At 39.0% G+C, this 24,318-nt stretch carries 30 protein-coding genes; 11 read left to right on the top strand and 19 right to left on the bottom strand.

What is annotated here, in order from left to right; all coding sequences use genetic code 11:
* Positions 1–3: 3 nt before the first annotated feature.
* Positions 4–1,032, top strand: a complete 1,029-nt coding sequence (locus O1Q79_RS00150; protein WP_386692367.1) for a glycosyltransferase family 9 protein — start codon at positions 4–6, stop codon at positions 1,030–1,032.
* Between the two features lie 48 nt (positions 1,033–1,080).
* On the opposite strand, the gene O1Q79_RS00145 is transcribed toward O1Q79_RS00150, so the two are convergent.
* The 5 genes from O1Q79_RS00145 to pyrG all read right to left on the bottom strand — a co-directional run bounded on the left by O1Q79_RS00145 (position 1,081) and on the right by pyrG (position 6,510).
* Positions 1,081–1,419, bottom strand: a complete 339-nt coding sequence (locus O1Q79_RS00145; protein WP_386692365.1) for a carboxymuconolactone decarboxylase family protein — start codon at positions 1,417–1,419, stop codon at positions 1,081–1,083.
* A gap of 25 nt (positions 1,420–1,444) precedes the next feature.
* Entirely contained in the window at positions 1,445–2,815 is a 1,371-nt protein-coding gene (gene gorA / locus O1Q79_RS00140) for a glutathione-disulfide reductase (RefSeq protein ID WP_386692362.1), read from the bottom strand.
* Positions 2,816–2,942: 127 nt separating this feature from the next.
* Complete coding sequence (locus tag O1Q79_RS00135) at positions 2,943–3,350, bottom strand: DUF2251 domain-containing protein (protein WP_386692360.1); 408 nt, start codon at positions 3,348–3,350, stop codon at positions 2,943–2,945.
* 102 nt (positions 3,351–3,452) lie between these two features.
* Positions 3,453–4,754 carry a phosphopyruvate hydratase gene (eno, locus tag O1Q79_RS00130; protein ID WP_386692358.1) on the bottom strand — a complete coding sequence of 434 codons (1,302 nt, stop codon included), beginning with the start codon at positions 4,752–4,754 and terminating at the stop codon, positions 3,453–3,455.
* 127 nt (positions 4,755–4,881) lie between these two features.
* Complete coding sequence (pyrG, locus tag O1Q79_RS00125) at positions 4,882–6,510, bottom strand: glutamine hydrolyzing CTP synthase (RefSeq protein WP_386692356.1); 1,629 nt, start codon at positions 6,508–6,510, stop codon at positions 4,882–4,884.
* Between the two features lie 187 nt (positions 6,511–6,697).
* Between pyrG and O1Q79_RS00120 the strand changes: the two genes are divergently transcribed.
* Both O1Q79_RS00120 and O1Q79_RS00115 read left to right on the top strand, forming a co-directional pair.
* Positions 6,698–7,153, top strand: a complete 456-nt coding sequence (locus O1Q79_RS00120; protein ID WP_386692354.1) for a tetratricopeptide repeat protein — start codon at positions 6,698–6,700, stop codon at positions 7,151–7,153.
* An 11-nt stretch (positions 7,154–7,164) separates the two neighbouring features.
* Positions 7,165–8,388, top strand: coding sequence for a prolyl oligopeptidase family serine peptidase (locus tag O1Q79_RS00115; RefSeq protein ID WP_386692352.1), 1,224 nt, complete (start codon positions 7,165–7,167; stop codon positions 8,386–8,388).
* A gap of 52 nt (positions 8,389–8,440) precedes the next feature.
* Here the strand turns inward: O1Q79_RS00115 and O1Q79_RS00110 are convergent, their stop codons facing one another.
* The 5 genes from O1Q79_RS00110 to O1Q79_RS00090 all read right to left on the bottom strand — a co-directional run bounded on the left by O1Q79_RS00110 (position 8,441) and on the right by O1Q79_RS00090 (position 11,352).
* Positions 8,441–8,665 (bottom strand): hypothetical protein, encoded by a 225-nt coding sequence (locus tag O1Q79_RS00110; protein WP_386692350.1) that lies wholly within the window; start codon positions 8,663–8,665, stop codon positions 8,441–8,443.
* A gap of 146 nt (positions 8,666–8,811) precedes the next feature.
* Positions 8,812–8,985, bottom strand: coding sequence for a hypothetical protein (locus O1Q79_RS00105; RefSeq protein ID WP_386692348.1), 174 nt, complete (start codon positions 8,983–8,985; stop codon positions 8,812–8,814).
* A 33-nt stretch (positions 8,986–9,018) separates the two neighbouring features.
* On the bottom strand, positions 9,019–9,501 hold the full coding sequence (locus O1Q79_RS00100; protein ID WP_386692346.1) for a tetratricopeptide repeat protein: 483 nt from the start codon (positions 9,499–9,501) through the stop codon (positions 9,019–9,021).
* A 156-nt stretch (positions 9,502–9,657) separates the two neighbouring features.
* Complete coding sequence (locus O1Q79_RS00095; protein ID WP_386692344.1) at positions 9,658–10,485, bottom strand: YgfZ/GcvT domain-containing protein; 828 nt, start codon at positions 10,483–10,485, stop codon at positions 9,658–9,660.
* 3 nt (positions 10,486–10,488) lie between these two features.
* Positions 10,489–11,352: a YicC/YloC family endoribonuclease gene (locus tag O1Q79_RS00090; protein WP_386692342.1), complete on the bottom strand. Its 864-nt coding sequence runs from the start codon at positions 11,350–11,352 to the stop codon at positions 10,489–10,491.
* A gap of 116 nt (positions 11,353–11,468) precedes the next feature.
* Between O1Q79_RS00090 and rph the strand changes: the two genes are divergently transcribed.
* Entirely contained in the window at positions 11,469–12,185 is a 717-nt protein-coding gene (gene rph / locus O1Q79_RS00085; RefSeq protein WP_386692340.1) for a ribonuclease PH, read from the top strand.
* A gap of 16 nt (positions 12,186–12,201) precedes the next feature.
* Positions 12,202–12,846, top strand: coding sequence for an orotate phosphoribosyltransferase (pyrE, locus tag O1Q79_RS00080; RefSeq protein ID WP_386692338.1), 645 nt, complete (start codon positions 12,202–12,204; stop codon positions 12,844–12,846).
* Positions 12,847–12,887: 41 nt separating this feature from the next.
* Here pyrE and metJ read toward each other — a convergent pair whose 3' ends face one another.
* The 5 genes from metJ to radC form a co-directional block, all read right to left on the bottom strand.
* Positions 12,888–13,205 carry a met regulon transcriptional regulator MetJ gene (gene metJ / locus O1Q79_RS00075; RefSeq protein ID WP_132300148.1) on the bottom strand — a complete coding sequence of 106 codons (318 nt, stop codon included), beginning with the start codon at positions 13,203–13,205 and terminating at the stop codon, positions 12,888–12,890.
* A gap of 66 nt (positions 13,206–13,271) precedes the next feature.
* On the bottom strand, positions 13,272–14,084 hold the full coding sequence (gene mutM, locus O1Q79_RS00070) for a bifunctional DNA-formamidopyrimidine glycosylase/DNA-(apurinic or apyrimidinic site) lyase (RefSeq protein WP_386692336.1): 813 nt from the start codon (positions 14,082–14,084) through the stop codon (positions 13,272–13,274).
* Between the two features lie 72 nt (positions 14,085–14,156).
* Entirely contained in the window at positions 14,157–14,327 is a 171-nt protein-coding gene (gene rpmG / locus O1Q79_RS00065) for a 50S ribosomal protein L33 (RefSeq protein ID WP_077464092.1), read from the bottom strand.
* 11 nt (positions 14,328–14,338) lie between these two features.
* Positions 14,339–14,575: a 50S ribosomal protein L28 gene (rpmB, locus tag O1Q79_RS00060; RefSeq protein WP_005599762.1), complete on the bottom strand. Its 237-nt coding sequence runs from the start codon at positions 14,573–14,575 to the stop codon at positions 14,339–14,341.
* Positions 14,576–14,801: 226 nt separating this feature from the next.
* On the bottom strand, positions 14,802–15,464 hold the full coding sequence (gene radC, locus O1Q79_RS00055; protein WP_386692334.1) for a DNA repair protein RadC: 663 nt from the start codon (positions 15,462–15,464) through the stop codon (positions 14,802–14,804).
* Between the two features lie 163 nt (positions 15,465–15,627).
* On the opposite strand from radC, the gene coaBC reads away from it, so the two are divergent.
* The 6 genes from coaBC (at position 15,628) to O1Q79_RS00025 (ending at position 19,817) form a co-directional block, all read left to right on the top strand.
* Complete coding sequence (gene coaBC, locus O1Q79_RS00050) at positions 15,628–16,845, top strand: bifunctional phosphopantothenoylcysteine decarboxylase/phosphopantothenate--cysteine ligase CoaBC (RefSeq protein ID WP_386692332.1); 1,218 nt, start codon at positions 15,628–15,630, stop codon at positions 16,843–16,845.
* Positions 16,820–17,287: a dUTP diphosphatase gene (gene dut / locus O1Q79_RS00045; protein ID WP_386687802.1), complete on the top strand. Its 468-nt coding sequence runs from the start codon at positions 16,820–16,822 to the stop codon at positions 17,285–17,287. Before coaBC ends, dut begins: the two co-directional genes overlap by 26 nt.
* Before the next feature lie 13 nt (positions 17,288–17,300).
* Complete coding sequence (gene slmA, locus O1Q79_RS00040; protein WP_386693396.1) at positions 17,301–17,957, top strand: nucleoid occlusion factor SlmA; 657 nt, start codon at positions 17,301–17,303, stop codon at positions 17,955–17,957.
* A gap of 19 nt (positions 17,958–17,976) precedes the next feature.
* On the top strand, positions 17,977–18,195 hold the full coding sequence (locus O1Q79_RS00035) for a YheU family protein (protein ID WP_386692330.1): 219 nt from the start codon (positions 17,977–17,979) through the stop codon (positions 18,193–18,195).
* Positions 18,196–18,266: 71 nt separating this feature from the next.
* On the top strand, positions 18,267–18,938 hold the full coding sequence (gene crp / locus O1Q79_RS00030) for a cAMP-activated global transcriptional regulator CRP (protein WP_386692328.1): 672 nt from the start codon (positions 18,267–18,269) through the stop codon (positions 18,936–18,938).
* 123 nt (positions 18,939–19,061) lie between these two features.
* Positions 19,062–19,817, top strand: coding sequence for a class I SAM-dependent methyltransferase (locus tag O1Q79_RS00025; protein WP_386692326.1), 756 nt, complete (start codon positions 19,062–19,064; stop codon positions 19,815–19,817).
* A gap of 69 nt (positions 19,818–19,886) precedes the next feature.
* Here the strand turns inward: O1Q79_RS00025 and O1Q79_RS00020 are convergent, their stop codons facing one another.
* The 4 genes from O1Q79_RS00020 to dnaA all read right to left on the bottom strand — a co-directional run bounded on the left by O1Q79_RS00020 (position 19,887) and on the right by dnaA (position 24,318).
* Positions 19,887–20,546 (bottom strand): DNA-methyltransferase, encoded by a 660-nt coding sequence (locus O1Q79_RS00020; protein WP_386692323.1) that lies wholly within the window; start codon positions 20,544–20,546, stop codon positions 19,887–19,889.
* Positions 20,547–20,707: 161 nt separating this feature from the next.
* The gene (gene recF, locus O1Q79_RS00015; protein WP_386692321.1) at positions 20,708–21,793 is read right to left on the bottom strand and encodes a DNA replication/repair protein RecF; all 1,086 of its coding nucleotides are present in this window, start codon (positions 21,791–21,793) and stop codon (positions 20,708–20,710) included.
* Positions 21,794–21,820: 27 nt separating this feature from the next.
* On the bottom strand, positions 21,821–22,921 hold the full coding sequence (dnaN, locus tag O1Q79_RS00010) for a DNA polymerase III subunit beta (protein ID WP_386692318.1): 1,101 nt from the start codon (positions 22,919–22,921) through the stop codon (positions 21,821–21,823).
* A gap of 29 nt (positions 22,922–22,950) precedes the next feature.
* Complete coding sequence (gene dnaA / locus O1Q79_RS00005) at positions 22,951–24,318, bottom strand: chromosomal replication initiator protein DnaA (protein ID WP_386692316.1); 1,368 nt, start codon at positions 24,316–24,318, stop codon at positions 22,951–22,953.

Raw genomic sequence — 24,318 nt, 5'->3', positions numbered from 1 at the left:
CCCATGCAAAAACTTCTCGTGATTCGCAACGATAAAATCGGTGATTTTATGCTTATTTTCCCTGCGTTAGCGTTAATCAAACAGTCTGAACCGAATATCAAAATTACTGCTTTAGTGCCACATTACACCGCACCTTTAGCTGAACTTTGTCCTTATATTGATGATGTCATTATTGACAGCCAAGATAAAAAAAACTCAGCTGATTTTCACCGCACTTTAAGCCAAATTAAAAACACAAAATTTGATGCGGTGATCAGTTTTGTGTCAGATTGGTATAACGCCAAACTCACTTGGCAATCGGGTATTCGCTATCGTCTTGCACCGGCCACCAAGTTATTTCAATTTTTATATAATCATCGTTTAACTCAACGGCGTTCACGTTCGGAAAAGGCGGAATTTGAATATAATATGGATTTATCCCGCCAATTTCTAAAAGATCATAAAATTACTGTGTCTGAACCACAACCTCCTTATTTAATCTTAGATCAAACTGCGGTACAAAAGCAGCGAATTTTATTGAGTCAGCAACTAAATATTGATCAAAGTAAAAAATGGCTATTTGTGCATAGTGGCACAGGGGGATCGGCAAATAGTTTATCGTTAAATCAATATGCAGAGTTAATTAATGGGATTTTGGCAGAATTTGATTGTCATATTGTGCTAACCGCTGGTCCAAACGAAAGTGAAAAAGCCCATCAATTAGCAGAAATAGTGAACAACAAAAATATCGTTATTTACGATAAAAATAATGGTCTGCAGGATTTTACTTATTCTTTAGCTTGTACGGACTTGTTTATTGCGGGATCGACAGGCCCATTACATATTTGTGGAGCGCTAAATATTCCGACAATTGGTTTTTACCCAAGTCGTTTATCCGCTATTCCACGTCGTTGGAGACCAATTAATCAATCAGATCGTCATATTGCTTTTTGCCCACCGTTTAGAAAAGAAGTAGAGAAAAATTTAACTGTCATTCCGATTAAAGATTGTTTGATAGAAATTATTCCGTTTATCCAAACACAATGGAAATAAAAAAGAGATACACCTTAAAATGAAATTAAGGTGCATATTTTATTGGGTTTATTTCTGTTCGTTAAACGCTTCTAACGCACGCAAAGAATAAGTATAAGCTGCCCCAGCATTCAACGAAATTGCCATTGCCAATGCTGCAGAAACTTCTTCTTCCGTGGCTCCCGCTTTTACGGCCTCTGCTGCGTGTACTGAAATACAGCTTTCGCAACGCGTTGTTACTGCTACAGCTAATGCAATTAATTCTCTGGTTTTGAGATCTAACACATTACCTTCTGTAGCAGCTGCACTCAATGCACCATAGGCTTGTAACATTTTGGGATATTTTTGACCTAATGCCCCAAAAGATTGTTTAACATGCGAGGTTTGTTCTTTCCAATTTGCAAACATAATAAAACTCCTTATATTCTAATGATTAACGCATAGTGACAAATTCTTCTGAACCTGTCGGATGAATGGCAACGGTGTTATCAAAATCGGCTTTGGTTGCACCCATTTTAATTGCCACCGCAAAACCTTGAATCATTTCATCTACCCCAAAACCAATACCGTGTAAGCCTACCACTTTTTCTTCTTGACCAACACAAACCAATTTCATGCGGCAAGGTTGACGGTGTTGAGTAACTGCGGTGTACATTGCGGTGAAAGATGATTTATATACTTTCACATTTTCTTCGCCATATTGCTCAATAGCTTGTGGCTCGGTTAAACCGATAGTGCCGATTGGGGGGTGACTAAATACAACAGTTGGCACAAGGTTATAATCCAAATGCTCGTTTGGTTTATGATTAAATAAACGCTCGGACAAACGGCGACCAGCTGCTACTGCCACAGGGGTTAATTCAATCCCCCCTTCAATAATATCGCCTACTGCATAGATGTTCGGTATATTGGTATTTTGGAATTTATCCACTTTGATAAATCCATATTCATTAGTCGCCACACCAGTAGCTTGTAAATTAATCACATCGGTTGCTGGTTCACGACCAATCGCCCATACAATACTTTCTAACGTGGTTTCACGACCATCTTTGAGTTTTAAAGTTAATGTGCCGTCTGCATTTTTGACCACTTCTTCAGGAATAGCTTGCTTATGTAACTGAATGCCGTCTTGAGCTAATACTTCTAATAATGTTTCGACAATTAATGGATCTTGAGTACGTAATGGGGCGTGTTGACGTACAAATAAATGGCTTTTGACACCAAAGCTATTCAACACACCAGCCAGTTCTACCGCAATATAACCTGCCCCTACAATCGCAACGGATTTTGGTAATTCCGTTAACGCAAATACACCGTCAGAAGTGATGCCATATTCTGCCCCTTTCACTTTAGGAATACTTGGGCGACCGCCAGTAGCAATTAAAATGTGATCAGCGGTAACTTGTTCACTTGAACCATCTGCATAGTTCACTTCAATGGTTTTGGCATCGACAAATTTAGCAAAGCCGTTTAACACATCTACATTATTTTTACCTAACACATTACCGTACGAGGTATGAATACGACCGATATAGGCTTGACGGCTTTCAACTAATTTTGAAAAATCGAATTTATTGACGTTCACATCAAAGCCATAATCAGGGGCATAATGATGAATCGCTTCGGCAATTTGAGCACCATAGAACATCACTTTTTTCGGTACGCAACCGACATTGACGCAAGTACCACCTAAGTGTTTTGCTTCTATAATCGCACATTTCTTACCATAACTTGCCGCACGGTTAATCGAGGCAATACCGCCACTACCGCCACCAATTGCAACATAATCATAATGTTTTGTCATAACTGCTTTCCTTTATATCTTTTAAGGGGAATAATCTTGCTATTCTGTATAAAAATATAGCGATCGGCAAACTGATTGCATAAATTATTATAATCGGTTTAACCGATGAATAAATATAAATCTGGTGTTAAACTTTTAGCCATTCTGCCACTAGTTTATCGGTAATTTCTTCATGCGACCACATACTGGTGATTTCTGGCAGTGGGTATTTGCTGTGGTTGTAACCTACTAATCTTGTATAATCAAAACTAGCATGTGGATAACCGTTAACTAACAAAAAGGCTTGATTACCATCTTCCGACCAACAAATTTGAAATTGGCGAGCCTCGTGTCGTCCCTCAATGCTATCCACTCCGTAAACATATAAACTATCAACGATAGGTTGTGCTTGATTATTCATATCCATGGCATAGAAATAACCGGTTTCACCGTCATCTTCAAACATCACCACCAAATGATCATGCACAGTAGAATGTGCACCAAAATGTTTTTTCTGACCAATCAGGTGTTTATCTTCTAATACTAAATGTAACATGGTTTTATTCTCAAAAACGTTGTAAAAAAATACCGCACTTTTTCTCTTTAGATCCAAAGTGCGGTACAAATTTTAAGATATTTTAATCTAATTCAACTCAGATTATGCTTGACCTTTCACCGCTTTTAAGCCTAAGAACGGTGCTTTGTCGCCTAATGCTTCTTCAATACGGATTAATTGGTTGTATTTCGCAATACGGTCAGAACGGCTCATTGAACCTGTTTTAATTTGACCTGCTGCAGTACCAACCGCTAAATCTGCAATCGTTGCATCTTCAGTTTCGCCTGAACGGTGTGAAATTACTGCGGTGTAACCTGCATCTTTTGCCATTTTAATCGCCGCCAAGGTTTCAGTTAATGAACCGATTTGGTTGAATTTGATTAAGATAGAGTTTGCGATACCTTTTTCGATACCTTCTTTCAAGATTTTGGTGTTGGTTACGAATAAGTCATCACCCACTAATTGAACACGGTCGCCCAATACTTTAGTTTGGTAGGCAAAACCTTCCCAGTCTGATTCATCTTGACCATCTTCGATAGACACGATTGGGTATTCTTTGGTTAAGTTTTCAAGGTAGTGTGTAAATTCTTGAGAAGTAAAGGTTTTACCTTCACCTTTCATTTCGTATAAACCGTTGTCTTTGTTGTAGAACTCAGAAGATGCACAGTCCATAGCAAGAGTCACATCTTTACCTAATACATAACCTGCTTTTTCTACCGCTTCTTTGATACAGGCAAGAGCTGCTGCGTTAGATTCTAGGTTAGGTGCGAAACCGCCCTCATCACCAACTGCAGTGCTTAAACCTTTAGATTTTAATACTTTAGCAAGGTTATGGAATACTTCGGCACCGATACGTAATGCTTCACGTAACGTTTTTGCACCGACTGGTTGAATCATAAATTCTTGAATATCCACATTGTTGTCAGCATGTTCACCACCATTGATGATGTTCATCATTGGTAATGGCATAGAATATTGACCCGGAGTACCGTTAAGTTCTGCAATGTGAGCGTAAAGTGGTAAACCTTTCGCTGCTGCTGCAGCTTTGGCGTTGGCTAAAGATACTGCTAAAATAGCGTTTGCACCGAATTTTGATTTATTTTCTGTGCCGTCTAAGTCGATCATAATTTGGTCGATTTCAGCTTGGTTTAATGCATCTTTACCGATAACTGCTTTAGCAATTTCGTTATTGACTGCAGAAACTGCTTTTAATACACCTTTACCTAAAAAACGTGATTTATCACCGTCACGTAATTCTAAGGCTTCACGAGACCCTGTTGATGCACCAGATGGAGCCGCTGCTAAACCAACAAAACCACCTTCTAAGTGAACTTCTGCTTCAACAGTTGGGTTACCGCGTGAGTCAATGATTTCACGACCGATTACTTTAACAATTTTTGCCATTTTTGTTTTCCTTCTATTAAGTTAATCTAAAAATTCGTCTTTTAAAACTATTCCGATATGGTATAGATCTTTGTAGCATTTGTCTTGCAAAAAATCACAATAATTTGATCTAGTATCAGGTTTTATCTTACTTTTTCTGATTTTCTTTCGCCGCTCTCACGAAACCAGCAAATAATGGATGTCCATCACGCGGTGTGGATGTAAATTCTGGGTGGAATTGACAAGCCACAAACCAAGGGTGATTTGGTACTTCAATAATCTCAACTAATTTTTTATCCGCACTTAAACCTGTCACTTTCAAGCCCGCTTTTTCAATTTGTGGTAATAGGGTATTGTTCACTTCATAACGGTGACGGTGACGTTCTTCAATAGTTTCTTTGCCATAAAGCTCATGCGCTTTAGAACCATCAACTAAATGACATTGTTGTGCCCCCAAACGCATGGTACCACCTAAATCGGATTTATCGGTGCGAGTTTCGACTTGGCCTGTGGCATCTTGCCATTCGGTGATTAAACCCACCACAGGTTGTGGGCAGGCTTTATCAAATTCAGAAGAGTTCGCTTGAGTTAATCCAGCCACATGACGAGCATATTCAATCAAGGCGACTTGCATACCTAAGCAAATGCCTAAATAAGGAATGTTATTCTCACGAGCATATTGAGCAGTGAGGATCTTGCCTTCCACACCACGATAACCAAAACCGCCCGGCACTAAAATACCGTCCACACCTTTCAAAATCTCAACGCCTTTCGTTTCCACATCTTGCGAGTCAATATACTTAATGTTGACCGTTAAACGATTAGTTAATCCCGCATGTTTTAAAGCTTCATTGACAGATTTATAGGCATCAGGCAATTCTACATATTTACCCACCATACCGATGGTGACTTCACCCGTTGGATTGGCTTGGCGATATAATACTTGCTCCCATTCCGATAAATCTGCTGGTTTGCAATCTAAATGGAAGCGCTTGCAGACGAAATCATCTAAACCTTGCGATTGTAATAATGCCGGAATTTGATAAATAGAATCCACATCTTTTAAGGAAATCACCGCTTTTTCCGGCACATTACAGAATAACGCTATTTTAGCCCTCTCATTACTCGGCACCATACGGTCTGAACGGCAAATTAACACATCAGGCTGAATCCCGATAGACAATAATTCTTTCACCGAATGTTGGGTCGGTTTGGTTTTCACTTCGCCGGCGGTTGGAATATAAGGCACCAAGGTTAAGTGCATAAACATGGTACGTTCACGCCCCACTTGTGCTGCAAGCTGACGTAAAGATTCCAAAAATGGCAGCGATTCAATATCCCCCACGGTGCCGCCCACTTCAATAATGGCCACATCATGACCTGCTGCACCGTCAATCACACGTGCTTTGATTTCATTGGTAATATGTGGAATCACTTGAATTGTCGCACCCAAATAATCACCACGACGCTCTTTGCGTAATACTTCGGAATAAATTTTACCGGTGGTGAAATTGTTGCGTTTGGTCATTTTGGTACGAATAAAACGTTCGTAGTGACCTAAATCTAAATCGGTTTCCGCACCGTCTTGGGTCACAAACACTTCGCCGTGTTGGGTTGGCGACATGGTACCAGGGTCAACGTTAATATAGGGGTCGAGTTTCATAATAGTGACATTTAAGCCACGAGCTTCTAAAAGAGCGGCTAAGGACGCTGCAGCAATACCTTTACCTAACGATGAAACTACACCGCCTGTTACAAAAATATAATTGGTTGTCATAAGTGAAATCTTGTTTTGATAGTGAAAAATAAATGAGATACGTTGTATCAGGACGGGAAAACATTGTACAAGAAAGTGCGGTGAAATTCAATTCACTATTATTAAAATAGCAGAAATAATCCTAGAACTTTTGAGCTAATTAACAGTCCTAACTTAAACCAACAATTCAATATAGAGTAGATATTTAATGAAACGATACAGCTATCTTATTTTTCCACTTTTATTAGCTTCTTGCAGTGCGGTATCTCAACCAACCCATACCCCAGAGCAAGAGCAAGCTCGAACCGTAATGCTGCAAGGCGTAGAACTATATAAACAACAATCTTTCTCCCAAGCCATGCCGTTATTACAACAAGCCACTGGACAAGGCGATATGAAAGCATCACGCTATATCGGCTTGATGTATCTAAATGGTGAGGGCGTAACCAAATCGCCAAGCAAAGCCTTTGATGCCTTTACCACAGCGGCGAATCGTGGTGATATTACTTCACAATATTGGCTCGGTTATCTGTATGAAAACGGTATTGGGGTAGAAAAAAATCTCATTACCGCCAAACAATGGTATGAAAAATCCGCAGCTCGTGGCGATCATGTTTCGCGACCAGCGATTGATGCGTTAAAACGTTTAAATCAAACTAAATAACAGGAAATTTTATGAAAAACTTAATTTTAACTGGCGTTGCCTGTGCAATGGCAAGCACTGTGTATGCTCAAATTGAAAGTGTGACAGCAGTTACGACACCAAACGGTTTAGGTCAACGAGTCACCCAAGCTGTGGTGAATTACCCTGAAAAAACGTGCTTAACTGCGGTGAAAAAAAATGATTTTTCGGTAACGAATCGCACCATTACCGAGGCTAAATTAACCGAGCAAAAATGTACCAACCAAGTGGTGTTAGAATTGGATCCGCAAGATGCCGATGCGGCGACTACCGAAAAAGATCCCAATGATCGTTCCGCCCCTTACACCGAACGTAACATCAGCTTAACAGTAAAACAAGTCAATTCATTAGCCAGCAAATCAGGCAAAGTCAAACCAAGCGAATTAACCAGTGGCAAAGTGATTAATCAAGTGGTGGACGATTTCCAACAGGCGGAATTTAAAGATGAAAGCGGTGTGGTGGTGAAATATAATTTATTTGTGCCGAAAAATTATGACCCAAACAAAGCCTATCCGCTAGTGATGTTTATTCATGATGCAGGTTCAACCAACAGCAACGTGAAACATACCTTATTACAAGGCAACGGAGCAACTTCGTTTGCCAGTCCGTCATTCCAAGCAAAACATGAAGCCTTTGTGCTTGCTCCGCAGTTTGATCATCAAATTGTCAATGATAAATCGGAAGATCCGACGGATCTTGAACCAACGATTAATTTAATTAAATCCTTGGCAAAACAATATAATATCGACCAAAACCGCCTTTACACCACAGGGCAGTCAGGCGGTGCGATGATGTCTATCGCCATGAATATCAAACACCCTGATTTCTTTGCTGCCAGCTATATTGTGGCAGGGCAGTGGGAACCGAGTGTTACCGCTCCGATGGCAAAAAATAATATTTTTGTGTTAGTTTCCGAAAATGATGCCAAAGCCTTTCCGACCGAAAATGAAATTATGAAAGTATTGAAGGCAAATGGGGCAAATGTACAAGAAAGCCACGGCTGGAACGCTCAAGATTCCGTGGCAGAACTGAATAAAAAGGTGAATGCCCTGTTAGCTCAAGGCGGTAATATTCATTATGCCAGCTTTACGGGTGGCACCTTGCCAATGGAACAAACCTCACAAAGCAAAGGGGCTGCCCACATGGGAACTTGGGGAGTGGCTTATAATATTGATGCGATTAAGGAATGGATGTTTAATCAGCGTAAGGCGAAATAAACAAAAAAGTGCGGTGTTTTTCACCGCACTTTTTGATGATTAATTAGACACTTTATTTTTTCTTCTCTTTTTCTAATTCAAGAAGGATAAGTCCCGGAATAAAAATATAGGCTACAGTCGATGCCAATACCGTTTCTGTTTTAACTAAATCCAAGTTACTAATAATCATTGAAATACCGCATTGCATCATAGCTAAAATAATATTAACTTTGTAAGTTTCTTGATATAAGCCCTTAGTCTTCAAATATACCCCAAGGAGCAAAATAATATTTAACATTAAAGTTACTAACAAAATTCCTGATTGATATGTTAGATTATCAATATCTAATTTATTAATATCGCCTAGTATATTTGCAGTTCTAATATTTGAAACAATAGATAGTTGTACTGCAATAACGAATAAAATAGCGATGGTAGCTATAATTATACCATTTGATATTTTTTCTTTAGATTTTTGTCCGTCTTTTTATTTTCACCACGTCTTGTAAAAAGAATTCCACCGATATAAAAAACAATCAGTGTTATTATAGGGATAAAATTAGTCCAATAATTGTTAGGATCTAACACTAACGGTATAATAGAATTCACAATTTCCATAGATATGCACCTTTATATTTGTATTCAATTAAACTAAAAAGCCCCTTTTAAAACTTGGCAAGCTTCGCTGTCCCCACTTTGGCAAGATTTTATAAACCATTCTTTTGCTTTGGTTTTATTTCGTTTTACGCCGTTGCCATTATAGTACATTGCTCCAAGCCCATATTGAGCAGCAGCGTACCCCTGATTAGCAGCTTTAGTAAACCATTCTCTTGCTTTCGCATAGTCTTGTTTCCCCCCGTGTCCCTGAGCATACAATAATCCTAAGTTGAACTGAGCTTCTTTAACCCCTTGGTTTGCCGCCTTGGCATACCATTCTCTTGCTTTTGCATAATCTTGCTTTACCTCGACGCCCAGACTATAAAAAGAACCCACAATATATTGACAGATTGGACTTCCATTTTCAGCACACTCAATAGTTGCAGGGTAGGTCGATGGGGTATCTTCAGCATAACTTGGATTGATAACACTAGCAGCGAGTAGGGCTGGAAGGATAAATTTAGATTTGTTTAACATAGGATTTTCCTTTTTAGATTTGGTTAAAAAGGATACTATCATTGTTTTTTTTTTGCACGATACGCTATAATTCAACTGCTCAAATATCGAGCTTTCTCCCATAACAAAAAAGCACGCAATGGCTGTTGCGTGCTTTTTCTTGGAGATAAAATAGTCTTAATTTAATTCATAAGGCAATGCTTGCAACTGCAAACTTACATCCGAATCAGGCAAGCGAAATACCTGTTCGGGTGTAATGTCATTACTTAGCACCACTTGCAACCACAAAACATGACTAAAATTCACCGCGCTTAAAATTGTACCCGTCGCTCGCCAACCACTTTCCAGTTGCATTTCAATGCTACTACCAAGTTCCGGTGTCAAATCCGTTTCGGCGTTAAAAGCAAACATGACGCGCTTATTTGTGCCACGATATTTAGCTCGAGCCACCGTTTCTTGTCCGATATAACAGCCTTTTTGGAAAGAAATCGCCTGCTCAATGACCTGTAAATTCAAGGCTTGTGGAATAAATTCCCCTTGGGTTTTATGAGTTAAAATCGGATAGCCTTGTTGAATATCGGCTAAATCCCATTGTGTAGAATCTGCATTAAATTGCACCGCACTTTCAGGGTTGATCAAAATACAGCGGTTAGCAAATTTCACACTAATTTGAGCCGAAAATGCACTCTCTTCATCAATTAAGCCGACCAGTGGAAGATGAAGTTCGGTAAACGTGACCTTAGAAAATACCGCATATTTTTTTAACTGATCTAATCCCACTGGTAATAGCGAATGATGAATAACCGTATAAAATTGGTCATTTGCCACTCGAATTAAACGGAACACGGATGTCATTTTGCCTTTTGGATCACAATGGGCGGTCATTGTGCTTTCACCGACAGCTAACTTAGTTACATCACAAGTAAGTTGTCCTTGTAAATATTTTTCCGCATCCACGCCCGCAATCTCAATTAATCGGTATTGTTGAAGAGAAATTATCGCCATCGCCTACTCCAAATTTTGAATTTGTTCACGCATTTGTTCAATTAATACTTTAAGTTCCACTGCGGATGCAGTAGTTTCTGCGTTAATTGATTTAGATGCCAAGGTATTGGATTCACGGTTAAGTTCTTGCATCATAAAATCGAGCTTACGACCTACTGCACCACCTTTTCTCAGGATAGACCCCGTTTCCTTAATATGCATTTGCAAACGATCTAATTCTTCTGCTACATCAATACGTTGTGCCAACAACACCATTTCCTGCTCTAAACGCGTCGGATCGGCTTGTAGCTTAATTTCATCAAAACGTTGTTGTAAACGATCTCGTTGCCATTGCAAAATCTCCGGCATTTTTGCCCGCACTTTATCGGCTTCCACCCCAATAGCTTGCAAGCGTTGCTCAATCACATCTTTGAGCTTATCCCCTTCACGACCCCGCATGGCGATAAATTCAGTAAGGAGTTGATCAAAACCGTTCAATAAATCTTGGCTGATAACATCTAAATCCTGTTCCGGTGTTTCCACTACTCCCGGATAACGCAATACATCAGTTAAATTAATTTCCCCTTCGCCCGCTTGCGCTTTAATCCATTTCAAGGATTGAATCACTTGCTCGGTGAGTTCCTGATTTAAATTTAGGCTGGTAGCGGTTTGTTTTTTCGTGTCAATGCGTAAGTTACATTCAATTTTACCACGGGTCAGATTTTGGCGAAGTTTTTCACGTAAACTGTTTTCTAAACCGCGAAATTGTTCAGGTAAACGGAAGAAATTTTCCAAATAACGTTGATTTACCGAGCGGATTTCCCACACGGCATCACCCCAGTCCTTTTTAATTTCAAAGCGGGCGAAAGCGGTCATGCTGTAAATCATATTTTTTATCCTTTAGTTTGTTATATCTATTTACCACTCTTATTGTACTGTTAAATTTCGTTTCTGTCATTTTGCGTGCTAAAATAACCGCAAATTTATCAAAATAAGGAATAAAAATGCGTCCAGATAACCGTGCCAATAACGCCCCCCGTCCAATTAAAATCACCCGTCATTACACTAAACATGCCGAAGGTTCGGTGCTGGTGGAATTTGGTGCAACCAAAGTGATTTGTACCGCCAGTGTCGATGAATCCGTACCACGCTTTTTAAAAGGACAAGGGCAAGGTTGGGTAACGGCGGAATACGGCATGTTGCCACGTTCCACCCATAGCCGTATGCAACGTGAAGCAGCGAAAGGTAAACAGGGTGGTCGCACCATGGAAATTCAACGCCTAATTGCTCGTTCTTTACGTGCCATGATCGATCTTGAAGCCCTAGGCGAACGTTCTATTACACTTGATTGTGATGTTATTCAAGCGGACGGTGGCACTCGCACGGCTTCAATTACTGGAGCTTGCGTAGCGTTAATTGATGCGGTCAACGGTTTAGTTGCAAATGGCACCTTAAAAGCCAGTCCAATCAAAGGGTTAGTATCAGCGATTTCAGTCGGCATTGTGAATGGTGAAGCCGTGTGTGATTTGGAATATGTAGAAGATTCCAACGCCGAAACCGATATGAATGTCGTCATGATGGAAGACGGGCGAATGATCGAAGTGCAAGGCACGGCAGAGGGGGAACCTTTTTCTCATCAAGAATTATTGAATTTGTTAGATTTAGCCAAACAGGGTTGTGAGCAAATTTTTATGGCACAGCGAGAAGCGTTAAATCAATAAAAGTGCGGTGAAAAATATGCAAGATTACAAACAACAATTTATCCAATTTGCCTTAAGTCGCAATGTGTTACGTTTTGGTGAATTTACGTTAAAGTCAGGCAGAAAAAGCCCGTATTTTTTCAATGCTGGCTTATTTAATACGGGAGCAGATTTAGCCCGTTTAGGCGAATTTTATGCACAAGCTATTCAAGCCAGTGGCTTGGCTTATGATGTGATTTTTGGACCTGCTTATAAAGGGATTCCCATTGGCACAACGGTTTCGGTGGCGTTGTTTAATCAATTTGGTTTAGATAAACCCGTTTGCTTTAACCGCAAAGAAGCTAAAGATCACGGTGAGGGCGGAAATCTAATCGGTTCACCATTACAAGGCAAAGTGTTGCTGGTAGATGACGTAATTACCGCAGGTACAGCAATTCGTGAAGCTATGGATATTATTGCAGCCAACGGTGCAAGCCTAAGTGCGGTGGTCATTGCCTTAAATCGCAAAGAAAAAGGAAAGGGCGAATTGTCAGCAATTCAGGAAGTGGAACGGGATTATCAATGTGATGTGTTGTCGATTGTAGATTTAGACGATTTAATGCAGTTTATTGAAAATGATAGTCAATATTCGCAGTATTTACCAGCGATGCGAGAATATCGTGAGAAATATGGTGTCGCATGATAAAAATAAATTAACCCCAGCTTTGGGGTTGATTTTCGGTGCTAATATTCCCACTCATCAGGATCAATCCCCAATTCACGCATAATATCCTTGGCATTTTCAGGAATTTCATTATTGCGATCTTTGAGTAAATCTTCGTCAGTTGGCAAAGGCTGTCCCGTGAATGCGTGTAAAAAGGCTTCGCACAGTAATTCGCTGTTAGTGGCATGACGTAGGTTTTTAATTTGGCGACGCGTGCGTTCGTTGGTTAAAATTTCCAATACTTTAATTGGAATGGATACTGTGATTTTTTTGACTTGCTCGCTCTTTTTACCGTGTTCGGCATAAGGGCTGATGTATTTTCCGTTCCAATTCGCCATAACCTGTCCTATATAACTTCAAAAACTAGGGGTATTTTAATCAAAAATGGGGGGAATAACAATCAACTATTTTTTCTGACACTTTGGACAAAAGAAACTGTTCCGCTGACCAATCACTAAACTTTCAATTTTTGTACCGCACTTTACACAGGCTTGATCTTTTTTGCCGTAGATTTGTAGTTCTTGAGCAAAATAACCTGGTTTGCCATCAGGTTGTAAAAAGTCTTGTAAGGTGGTGCCGCCTTGTTCTATCGCACGTTGTAGCTCTTTTTTAATGGTGGAGACGAGTAATTCTGCTTGTTTTTTAGTGATCGTACCCGTTAATTTTTGGGGGTGAAGTCCACATTGAAATAGCACTTCGTTAGCATAAATATTGCCAACACCGACCACGACAGCATTATCCATTAAGAAGACTTTAAGTGCGGTGGATTTTTTACGAGATTTTTTAAACAGATACCCTGCGGTAAATTGCTCCGAAAGCGGTTCAGGTCCGAGTTTCATAAAGAGATGAAAATCATCTAAATTATCCGTCCAAAGCCATGCTCCAAAACGACGAGGATCGTTATAACGCATAATTTTGCCGTTGTTCATCACGATATCCAGATGATCGTGTTTTTCCACGGGAGCATCTTTTTCAATAATACGAACCGATCCCGACATCCCCAAATGCCCGATAATGTAGCCTTTTTCCGTATGAATAATCAGGTATTTAGCACGGCGTGAAAGTGCGATGATTTTAACGCCAGAAAGTTGACTTAGCTCAGGCGAAACTTGCCAGCGTAATTTAGCTTGGCGAACAATAATTTTTTCAATAGTAAAACCAGTCAGGTAAGGAGCAATACCATTTTTAGCGGTTTCCACTTCGGGTAATTCGGGCATATTGTATTCCTTAAAATTTACCTACAAAAAAAACCCGAACAAGTCGGGTTTTTGATTCTGTATAAAACGAAATTATTTGATTTTCGCTTCTTTATAAACAACGTGTTTACGCACGACTGGATCAAATTTTTTGATTTCCATTTTTTCAGGCATATTACGTTTGTTTTTAGTTGTTGTGTAGAAATGACCAGTTTCAGCCGTTGAAACTAATTTAATTTTCTCACGAGCACCTTTAGCTGCCATGTTTTAGCTCCTTAGATTTTCTCGCCACGAGCACGGATTTCAGCTAATACTGCATCAATGCCTTTTTTATCAATAATACGCATACCTTTCGCTGTTAAGCGTAAAGTTACGAAACGGTTTTCACTCTCAACCCAAAAACGGTGAGTGTGTAAGTTAGGTAGAAAACGACGACGAGTCGCATTCAATGCGTGTGAGCGGTTGTTACCAACAGCTGGACGCTTGCCTGTTACTTGACAGACTCTTGACATAATAAACTCCAATAATTAAATATAAGCTCGAGCTTACGGTTCGGATACAATTTCAAGGAAAGCCTTGATAGCCACCTCGTCAGGTCGCTGTAGCCGACCCGCTTACTATATTAAAGGCTGTGAATTATACTCACATAATTCGACTTTCTCAAGGAAAAAATACGTTTTCTGTGAAAAATGCAGGAGATTTTGCTTTCAATCTGCAAAATGATCCTTATTTGAGATCTTATAAACAGGCATTTTCCGCAAAAGAGAAATAACAACCCTTTCCAATAATAAAATGATCTAAAACACGAATATCCATTAATTCCGCCACTTGCTTAATTTTTTTTGTGATTAGCTTATCTGACTCACTAGGGTTGGCAAGACCTGATGGGTGGTTATGGGCTAAAATGAGTGCGACAGCATTGCAATATAAGGCAGTTTTGATGATTTCTCTAGGGTGAACACTAGCTGAATTGACGGAACCTAGAAACATATCTTCTTGTTTAATTAAACGGTGTTGGTTGTCTAAAAATAACACTAAAAACACTTCTCGTTCATAATGTTCCATTTCCGCTTGTAAATATAGCCGTACAGTTTCTGATTGATTGAAGATATGAGAAAATTTTATTTCTTCTAATAAATAGCGTTTGGTCATTTCGGTACAGGCTTGCAGTTGGATAAACTGAGTAATCCCTATACCTTTAAAGGCACAAAATTGTTTTTGTGTGGCAGAAATTAAACCTCGTAATGAACCAAAATGTTGGATAACCGCAGCAGATAGTTGCATTACTGGGCAGCCTTTAATGCCAGTGCGTAGAAATATGGCTAATAATTCATCATCGGTTAAAGCGGAAGCGCCTAAGTTGAGTAATTTTTCTCGTGGCATTAAGGGTGAAGTTGACATGGTTTTACTCTAAATTATAAAAAATCACACCGCACTTTGTGATAATTTAATGAGTTTGGCGAGAAATTTATGCTGATTTTGGAATACAGATCAAAAAATCCTATGTTTTCTTCCGCCAAATTGAAGTAAAATGGGTAGCAATAGATGTGAGAAAGGACTAACAATGACAAATTTGCAACATAAACGAATTGTAGTGGGGATAACAGGTGGCATTGCAGCCTATAAAACTATTGAATTTATTCGTTTATTACGCAAAGTGGGTGCTGAAGTGAGAACCGTATTAACTCCAGCGGGTGCGGAATTTGTCACGCCTTTAACCTTGCAAGCTATTTCTGGCAATCCCGTGGCTCAATCTTTGCTTGATCCGCAAGCCGAATTAGCCATGGGGCATATTGAATTAGCCAAGTGGGCAGACCTTGTGGTGATTGCTCCAGCCAGTGCGGATTTTATTGCCCGTTTGAACGTAGGTATGGCGAATGATCTGCTTTCAACTCTGTGTTTAGCTACTTCAGCCCCGATTTTGTTAGCTCCTGCAATGAATCAACAAATGTACCGTCAAACGGTAACACAACAGAATATTCTGTCATTACAACAACGTGGTATATTATTTATTGGACCGAATAGTGGAGAACAGGCGTGTGGTGATGTGGGTGCTGGGCGAATGTCAGAGCCGCAAGAAATTTTTACCGCCGTTGAACAACACTTTTCTATTTCGCAGGATTTAGTTGGTTTAAATATTGCAATTACCGCTGGTCCTACTCAAGAAGCCATTGATCCAGTACGTTATATTAGTAATCACAGCTCGGGTAAAATGGGTTTTGCTATTGCGAATGCGTTTGCTCAACGTGGAGCGAATGTCACCTTAATTAGTGGACCAGTTAATTTAGCAACACCTAGCAAGGTTAATCGAATTAATGTGCTTTCCGCTCAACAAATGTGGCAAGTTGCACTTGAAAGTGCGGTGAAAAATCACATATTTATTGCTTGTGCGGCAGTAGCGGATTATCGAGTGGCTGACATTGCTGAACAAAAAATCAAAAAATCCAGTAATGAAATGCAACTTACTTTAGTGAAAAATCCAGATATTGTATCCGATGTGGGTCATTTAACCGAAAATCGCCCATTTACGGTGGGATTTGCGGCTGAAACGCAACGAGTAGAGCAGTATGCACAAGATAAATTGTTACGTAAGAAATTGGATATGATTTGTGCTAATGATGTATCGAATGGACAGGTTTTCGGGGCAGATCAAAATGCGTTAAAATTGTTTTGGCAAAATGGCTCAGAACAGTTACCTGAAACCAGCAAACAACAATTAGCTCAACAATTAGTGAATAAAATCGTCGAGAAATACTATGCAAAAAAATACAAAAAAAATTGATGTAAAAATTTTAGACAGCCGTATTGGCAACGAATTTCCGTTACCCACTTATGCGACCACAGGTTCAGCAGGCTTAGATTTGCGAGCATTGATAGAACAAAGTTTTGAAATTCAACCTGGGGAAAGCAAATTAATTCCTACTGGGTTATCTATTTATATTGCGGATCCAAATTTGGCAGCCGTGATTCTACCACGTTCAGGTTTAGGGCATAAAAATGGCATTGTACTTGGCAATTTAGTTGGCTTGATCGACAGTGATTATCAAGGACCTTTGATGGTGTCTGTGTGGAATCGTGGCGATAAACCATTTAAAATTGAAGTGGGCGATCGTATTGCACAATTAGTTTTTGTGCCAGTGTTACAGGCGGAATTTAATATTGTGGAAGAATTTACTCAAACAGACCGTGGTGAGGGTGGTTTTGGACATTCAGGAAAACAATAATGCGAGTAAATAAATAATGGTAGAACAGTTGGAAATTGCAGATATTGAGCCTGCTATGGTGGAAAAATCTGTACCCAAAATAGAAAAGCGTAGTGTTAAAGAACGCCGTCAGCAAGTGTTAGCCGTGTTGGCAAGTATGCTTCATTCCGAACGTGGCATGGAGCGTATGACAACGGCACGTTTAGCCGAAGCTGTGGGGGTGTCGGAAGCTGCTTTGTATCGTTATTTCCCTAGCAAAACCAAAATGTTTGAAGCCTTGATTGAAAATATTGAACAGAATTTATTTATTCGAATTTCGCAATCTACAAAATTAGAAACCAATACCCAAAATCGAGTACACGATATTTTACAAATGATCTTAGATTTTGCTCGTAAAAACCCGGGTATGACCCGGATTCTCACTGGTCATGCGTTAATGTTTGAAGATGCTAAATTACAAGTTCGTGCCGCTCAATTTTTTGATCGCTTAGAATTACAATTCGTGAATATCTTACAAATCCGAAAATTACGCGAAGGTAAAACCTTTTCTCTTGATGAACGCATCATCGCTAGTTATTTAGTCACCTTTTGTGAAGGACAGTTTATGCGTTATGTCCGGACGAATTTTCGTCGTACAACAAATCAAAGTTTTGAACAACAATGGCAACTAATTGAACAATTATTTGCCTAGTAAATGATGATAAATTAACATGATAATTCCTTGGCAAGCACTTGAAGAAGATACGTTAGTTAACATTGTAGAAAGTTTTATTTTGCGAGAAGGAACAGATTACGGGCTTAAAGAATTGTCTTTAGCGCAGAAAACAGAAAATTTACTTGATCAAATTCGGCAACAAAAAGCAGTTATCGTTTGGTCAGAATTACACGAAACCATTGATATTAAAAATAAAACGGATTTTCTACGTTAGGTTTGTTTATCTCAATACATTAACAGGAGAGATAACAAGGCCTATCAGCTATTAGAACAAAGAGGTTATTTATGCCAGAACAAGTACAACAAGTTGAAGCTCATCAAGAAAAGAAACCCGCTCATACTTTGGATCCTACCTTAGAATGGTTTGTTTCTCATTGTCATATTCATAAATATTCAATGAAAACAAGCATTATTCATGCTGGAGAAAAGGCAGAGACCCTGTATTATTTAATTAAGGGATCAGCATCTGTATCCACCAAAGATGAAGATGGCAAAGAAATGCTCTTGACCTATTTAGGGTCTGGTGATTTCTTTGGCGAAGCGGGTTTATTTAATGAAAATGACGTACGTTCAGCATGGATTCGTGCTAAAACCACTTGCGAAGTTGCCGAGATTTCTTATAAAAAGTTCCGTCAGTTAGTACAAGTCAATCCTGATGTACTTATGATCTTAGCCGGACAATTAGCAAAACGTTTAAGAACCACATCACAACAAGTAAAAAATTTAGCATTCTTGGATGTAACGGGGCGTATTGCTCAAACCCTGTTAAATCTTGCCAAAATGCCAGATGCGATGACCCATCCAGAAGGAATGCAAATTAAAATCACCCGCCAAGAAATCGGGCAAATGGTAGGATGTTCAAGGGAAACCGTAGGACGGATTTTAAAGATGTTAGAAGATGAGCATTTGATTTCGGCTCATGGCAAAACCATTGTGGTGTATGGTACAAGGGAATAATGAAATCTTGATAGCAAAATGCGGTAAATTTTGGTGTAGATCAATATTTACCGCATTTTTTTATTTTTCTTATTTTAAAATCTGATATATTTAGTCAAGTATTTTATTCGGGGAGAAAGCAAGATGAAAAAAGATGAAGTCGGACATAATTTTTTAGCCCGTTTAGGTAAAACGAGGTTACGTCCGGGCGGTAAAAAAGCCACAGACTGGTTAATTGCCAACGGTGATTTTGATGCCAGTAAGAAAGTGCTTGAAGTCGCCTGTAATATGGGAACCACTGCTATTGGTCTTGCCAAACAATTTGGTTGTCATATTGAAGGGGTAGATTTGGATGAAGTGGCGTTAGAAAAAGCCAAGAAAAATATCGCAGCAAATGGTTTACAAGACAAAATTCATGTACAGCGAGCCAATGCCATGAAATTACCTTTTGAAGATAATACCTTTGATATAGTGATTAATGAAGCAATGTTAACCATGTTACCCGTACAAGCAAAAATAAAAGCCGTGGAAGAATATTTTCGTGTGTTAAAACCAAACGGTTTTTTATTAACCCATGATGTGATGTTAACTACCACGGAAGCAGAACCAATTATTAAGCAATTACGTGAAGCGATTAATATTACCGTCACCCCACTTACTCGTGATGGATGGACGCAATTATTTAAAGACAGTGGATTCCGTAATGTGGATAGTTTTAATGGGGAAATGAGTTTGTTATCCCCGAAAGGCATGATCCATGATGAAGGTATTTGGGGGGCATTACGTATTGTTTCTAATGCCATGAAATCAGAGAACAGAGAAACCTTTAAAAAAATGTTTAAGGTGTTTAATGATCCTGAGAAAAAACTGAATTTTATTGCAGTCTGTAGTCAAAAATAATTTTATGAGTAGCTTTACCAAAGTGCGGTGATTTTCACCGCACTTTATTAATTTAAGTGCCGTATTATTTTAGCCTAAATTTAATCTTAGCTGCGCTAACTCAAACCATCGTAGATCTTGTTCACAACCTAAAAAACGCCGATTTAAGTCTAGGCTAGCCACACCAGTTGAACCCACGCCCATAAAGGGATCAAAAATAAGTTGTCCCGGATGAGTATGAATTTTAATAATTTCATGCATTAAACTAATGGGTTTTTGAGTCGGATGTGCGGTTCTCTCTTTACCTAATAATGTGGGTGTTTGAAAGAATCCACGTTGATAAGGTTTATCTTCAGGCTTATTAAAAACCCACTTACTCTTTTTAGATTTTACTGCCCAAATGATAAATTCCATATCTTGTACATAACGCCGATGAATATTTCTTGGCATCGGATTGGCTTTTTGCCACACCATAATATCTTTCACTACCCCACCTAAACTTTCAATTTTTTGGGTAATTTGCGAAATAAAACGATATGAACAAAAAATAATCATGGAACCATTATGTGCTAATAAAGGATAAGCGCTTTCAAGCCAGAAAGCTGGATCAAATCCCCAATCCCATGTCCCAAAATCAACGCCTTTTCTTGGATTATTCAAGGTATGAAAATTGTTACGTTGAGAAATCGCATAAGGAGGATCAGTGATAATGTGATCAACTTGCTGATTTTTATTGGCAAAATCACGCATTATTATTTGGCAATCACTATGAAATATTTGACAAGATAACTGTTCCATCATGGCATCGAAAATTATGAATTAGGCTGCGGATTATAGCATAATATGGCAAACTGTCACATTTCTATACCCCGTTTATTCATTACGAAAAAAGAGGGAAAAATCACCGCAGTTTATCCCGCGAGGAGTGTGATATTACCTTCTTGTAGCCTGAAACTACAATGTTTCTCCACCTGCATTTGGGCCAGTTGATCCTGTGTTATGGCGGTGATAAATACCTGTGACCGGCTTTGTTGTAAGCGTTCCGCTAACAAGGCACGTTTGATTTGATCTAATTCTGATGCAAAATCATCAATCAAGAAAATACAATGACGGTTTTTTTGTTGCGTTAAATGTTCGCCTTGAGCAAGTCGCAAGGCACACATCAGTAATTTGAGTTGACCACGGGAAAGCACATCTTCTACTGGCAATCCATTAGATTTAAAACGAAAATCCGCTTTTTGCGGACCAGAAACCGTGTAGCCAATTTGTTTGTCTCGTTGGAAATTTTCTCGTAATACATCAGCATAATCACTGCCTTTTTCCCAACCTTGATGAAAACTTAATTGAATTTCTAGTTCGGGTAAAAATAATTGGCAGGTTTGTTCTATGGCTGGCGTCAATGCTTGCGCGTATTCCGCGCGCCATTGGGTGACTTGATGTGCTAGTTTCGCAAGTTCAATATCCCAGATTCTAAGTGGAGCATAATCATAGCTTTGTTGTAAGGCAGAATTACGTTGTTTGAGTAAACGATTGAGTGCTGACCAAGCCGAATGAAAACTGGTGTGATGATGAAAAAGTCCCCAATCTAAAAACGCTCGGCGGTAACTTGGTCCACCATTTAATAGGGTTAGGCCTTCTGGCGTGATAATCTGCATCGGGAGCAAATGAGCAAGATCGGAAATTTTGTTACCCTCTTCACCGTTGATTTTCACTAAGGTAGTGCCGTCTTTACGCTGTTTTTGTAAACCCACCGACCATTGATGTTGTTGTTCTTGAATTTTGCCGTGCAAGGTGAAATGTGGTTGTTCATAACGAATAATTCGGGTAGTGACATTACTTTTAAAGGATCTGCCATGTCCTAAATAGAAAAGGCTTTCTAACAAGTTGGTTTTGCCGCTACCATTATTGCCGATCAAAAAGTTAAAGCCGTGGTCAAATTCAAGATCCACGGCGGTAAAATTACGAAAATTTTCAATAAGTAAGCGAGAGATAGCCATAAAGTGCGGTCGATTTTACGAATGTTTTTATAAACGCATCGGCATAATCACATATTCTGCACTGCTATCTTGGCAATCTTCAATCAAACAGCTTGACGAGGCATCAATTAACCGCATGCGTACACGTTTACATTTTAACGCATTGAGTACATCTAACACATAGCTGGCATTAAAACCGACTTCCATTTCTTCGCTTTGGTAAGATACGTCTAAAATTTCTTCGACTTCTTCGTGTTCTGGATTGGATGCTAAAATGCGTAATTGATTTTCGCTTAATTGTAAGCGGACAGTACGAACACGTTCAGTAGAAAGAATTGCAGCACGCACAAAGGATTGTTTTAAGGCTTCCCAGTCACCCTCCAAAATACGATCCGCATTACGTGGCAAGACGCGACGATAATCAGGGAAACGTCCGTCAATCAGTTTGGTAGTAAACACTAACGAACCTAATTGCACACGTAAATTATTGGTACCAATTTGTAAATGAGCGGGTTCTTCACTACTTGAGTCTAATAATCTTGCCAGTTCTAATACCCCTTTACGTGGCACAATAACAGCATGATTTTGTAATTCTTGTTCAAGGGGAATAGTACAAACGGCTAAACGGTGTCCATCTGTTGAAACCGTGCGTAATAAATTACCTTCCGTTTCTAACTTCATTCCATTTAACGCATAACGAGCATCATTATTTGCCATAGAAAACTGGGTGGCATCAATTAAACGACGAACAATGCTTTGTGTAACGGTAAAATCCACTTCTGATTGCCAGTTGGTCAAATTTGGGTATTCGTCCGCTGAGAAAGTCGCTAAATTAAATTTAGTCCGCCCTGAACGAATAAACGCTCGATCTTCTTCAAAATCGACCGTAATAGTGGCATTGTCTGGCAAATTACGGCAAATTTCTAAAAATTTCCTAGCGGGAATAGTGAAATTACCTTCTGCACTATTTTGTAATAGTGCTTGTGTAGAAAGTTCTACTTCTAAATCTGTTCCTGTAATAGTCAGAATATTACCATTAATTTGCAATAAAACATTGTTTAATACAGGAATATTCGGGCGATTACTTAATACACCGCAAACTTGTTGGAGTGGTTTTAATAGATCTTCTCTTGAAATAATCAGTTGCATAGTGATCTTCCTATTGATTAAACGTAAAATTAAGCAGATAAAGTGCGGTTTAAATTTATCCAATCTTCTTCAATATTGCTATCAGTTTCTCGTAAAGACACAATTTGACGACAAGCGTGTAGAACAGTGGTGTGATCACGATCCCCAAAAGCTTTGCCAATTTCAGGTAAGCTACGATTAGTGAGCTCTTTGGCTAATGACATAGCTAATTGTCGTGGGCGAGCCACCGAACGTGAACGATTTTTGGATTTTAAATCGGACACCTTAATGCGGTAATATTCTGCGACCACTTTTTGAATGTTTTCGATGGTGACTAATTTTTCCTGTAATGCCAAAATATCTTTTAAGGTTTCTTCAGCAAAATCTCGGGTAATAGGTTTGCCAGTAAATTCCGCATAGGCTTGCACACGGTTCAACGCGCCTTCAAGATCCCTAACATTGGTACGTAATCTTTCGGCAATAAAAAAGGCGACTTCTTCCGGCAAATTTAAATTTTTTTCTTCCGCTTTTTTCAACAAAATGGCAATACGAGTTTCCAACTCAGGAGGTTGAATTTGTAAGGTTAAGCCCACCCCAAAACGAGATGTTAAACGTTCTGTAAAGTTTTCAATACCTTTTGGTAAGCGATCTGAAGTCAGAATAATTTGTCGTCCCCCTTCAAATAAGGAATTAAAAGTATGAAAAAATTCTTCTTGTGTTCCACTTTTACCGGCAAAAAATTGAATATCATCAATTAAGAGGACATCTAATGAACGATAAAATTTCTTAAACTGTTCTAAACGTTCGGTTTTTAACGCTTTTACCATTTCTTGTACATAACGTTCTGAATGAATATACACAATGCGGGCATTAGGATTATCTTCAAGAATAGCGTTGCCAATAGCATGTAATAAGTGAGTTTTACCTAAACCGGTACTACCATATAAAAATAACGGATTAGCTAATGTATCCCCCGGATGTTTGGACACCTTTAAGCCAGCAGAACGGGCTAATTGATTGGATTTACCACCGACAAAGTTATCAAACACATAATGCGGATTCAAATTGGTACGGAACGTATTTGATTCAGAACTTGTTGAATTTTCTACCACACTATAGTTATTTGTTTGCTCTGAAATATTGACCTGTTTTTGTGGTACTGGTCTGGTTCCTTCTTGCAATTTCACCACCAAATTTGGATTTTGGCTTAATTGCTGGATAATTTGAATAATTTTTTCCAAATAGTGGCTTTCTACCCAATTTTTAATAAAGATATTAGATGCATATAAAATCATAAGGTTTTCGTTATTAGCATCTGCTTGCAAAGGACGTAACCACATATTAAAGTCGTTGGAAGACACTTGATCCTGTAATTGTAAAAGGCAATCTTGCCATAGTGCTGAAAAGTCAATGTTCAT

Source organism: Lonepinella sp. MS14434, from assembly GCF_042468235.1.
Classification (GTDB): domain Bacteria; phylum Pseudomonadota; class Gammaproteobacteria; order Enterobacterales; family Pasteurellaceae; genus Lonepinella.
This window is presented reverse-complemented; position numbering and strand designations above follow the sequence as displayed.

Bases quoted from the DNA above. Each gene is read 5' to 3' on its own strand.
- O1Q79_RS00020 (WP_386692323.1), bottom strand. From the start codon at position 20,546: ATGCGTGATTTTGCCAATAAAAATCAGCAAGTTGATCACATTATCACT.
- mutM (WP_386692336.1), bottom strand. From the start codon at position 14,084: ATGCCCGAATTACCCGAAGTGGAAACCGCTAAAAATGGTATTGCTCCT.
- O1Q79_RS00115 (WP_386692352.1), top strand. From the start codon at position 7,165: ATGAAAAACTTAATTTTAACTGGCGTTGCCTGTGCAATGGCAAGCACT.
- O1Q79_RS00035 (WP_386692330.1), top strand. From the start codon at position 17,977: ATGATAATTCCTTGGCAAGCACTTGAAGAAGATACGTTAGTTAACATT.
- O1Q79_RS00110 (WP_386692350.1), bottom strand. From the start codon at position 8,665: ATGTTAAATATTATTTTGCTCCTTGGGGTATATTTGAAGACTAAGGGC.
- recF (WP_386692321.1), bottom strand. From the start codon at position 21,793: ATGGCTATCTCTCGCTTACTTATTGAAAATTTTCGTAATTTTACCGCC.
- rpmG (WP_077464092.1), bottom strand. From the start codon at position 14,327: ATGGCAGCTAAAGGTGCTCGTGAGAAAATTAAATTAGTTTCAACGGCT.
- O1Q79_RS00025 (WP_386692326.1), top strand. From the start codon at position 19,062: ATGAAAAAAGATGAAGTCGGACATAATTTTTTAGCCCGTTTAGGTAAA.
- O1Q79_RS00105 (WP_386692348.1), bottom strand. From the start codon at position 8,985: ATGGAAATTGTGAATTCTATTATACCGTTAGTGTTAGATCCTAACAAT.
- radC (WP_386692334.1), bottom strand. From the start codon at position 15,464: ATGTCAACTTCACCCTTAATGCCACGAGAAAAATTACTCAACTTAGGC.
- O1Q79_RS00090 (WP_386692342.1), bottom strand. From the start codon at position 11,352: ATGATTTACAGCATGACCGCTTTCGCCCGCTTTGAAATTAAAAAGGAC.
- O1Q79_RS00095 (WP_386692344.1), bottom strand. From the start codon at position 10,485: ATGGCGATAATTTCTCTTCAACAATACCGATTAATTGAGATTGCGGGC.
- rpmB (WP_005599762.1), bottom strand. From the start codon at position 14,575: ATGTCAAGAGTCTGTCAAGTAACAGGCAAGCGTCCAGCTGTTGGTAAC.
- crp (WP_386692328.1), top strand. From the start codon at position 18,267: ATGCCAGAACAAGTACAACAAGTTGAAGCTCATCAAGAAAAGAAACCC.
- O1Q79_RS00150 (WP_386692367.1), top strand. From the start codon at position 4: ATGCAAAAACTTCTCGTGATTCGCAACGATAAAATCGGTGATTTTATG.
- dnaN (WP_386692318.1), bottom strand. From the start codon at position 22,921: ATGCAACTGATTATTTCAAGAGAAGATCTATTAAAACCACTCCAACAA.
- dnaA (WP_386692316.1), bottom strand. From the start codon at position 24,318: ATGAACATTGACTTTTCAGCACTATGGCAAGATTGCCTTTTACAATTA.
- coaBC (WP_386692332.1), top strand. From the start codon at position 15,628: ATGACAAATTTGCAACATAAACGAATTGTAGTGGGGATAACAGGTGGC.
- pyrE (WP_386692338.1), top strand. From the start codon at position 12,202: ATGCAAGATTACAAACAACAATTTATCCAATTTGCCTTAAGTCGCAAT.
- eno (WP_386692358.1), bottom strand. From the start codon at position 4,754: ATGGCAAAAATTGTTAAAGTAATCGGTCGTGAAATCATTGACTCACGC.
- O1Q79_RS00100 (WP_386692346.1), bottom strand. From the start codon at position 9,501: ATGTTAAACAAATCTAAATTTATCCTTCCAGCCCTACTCGCTGCTAGT.
- gorA (WP_386692362.1), bottom strand. From the start codon at position 2,815: ATGACAAAACATTATGATTATGTTGCAATTGGTGGCGGTAGTGGCGGT.
- rph (WP_386692340.1), top strand. From the start codon at position 11,469: ATGCGTCCAGATAACCGTGCCAATAACGCCCCCCGTCCAATTAAAATC.
- O1Q79_RS00145 (WP_386692365.1), bottom strand. From the start codon at position 1,419: ATGTTTGCAAATTGGAAAGAACAAACCTCGCATGTTAAACAATCTTTT.
- dut (WP_386687802.1), top strand. From the start codon at position 16,820: ATGCAAAAAAATACAAAAAAAATTGATGTAAAAATTTTAGACAGCCGT.
- metJ (WP_132300148.1), bottom strand. From the start codon at position 13,205: ATGGCGAATTGGAACGGAAAATACATCAGCCCTTATGCCGAACACGGT.
- pyrG (WP_386692356.1), bottom strand. From the start codon at position 6,510: ATGACAACCAATTATATTTTTGTAACAGGCGGTGTAGTTTCATCGTTA.
- O1Q79_RS00120 (WP_386692354.1), top strand. From the start codon at position 6,698: ATGAAACGATACAGCTATCTTATTTTTCCACTTTTATTAGCTTCTTGC.
- O1Q79_RS00135 (WP_386692360.1), bottom strand. From the start codon at position 3,350: ATGTTACATTTAGTATTAGAAGATAAACACCTGATTGGTCAGAAAAAA.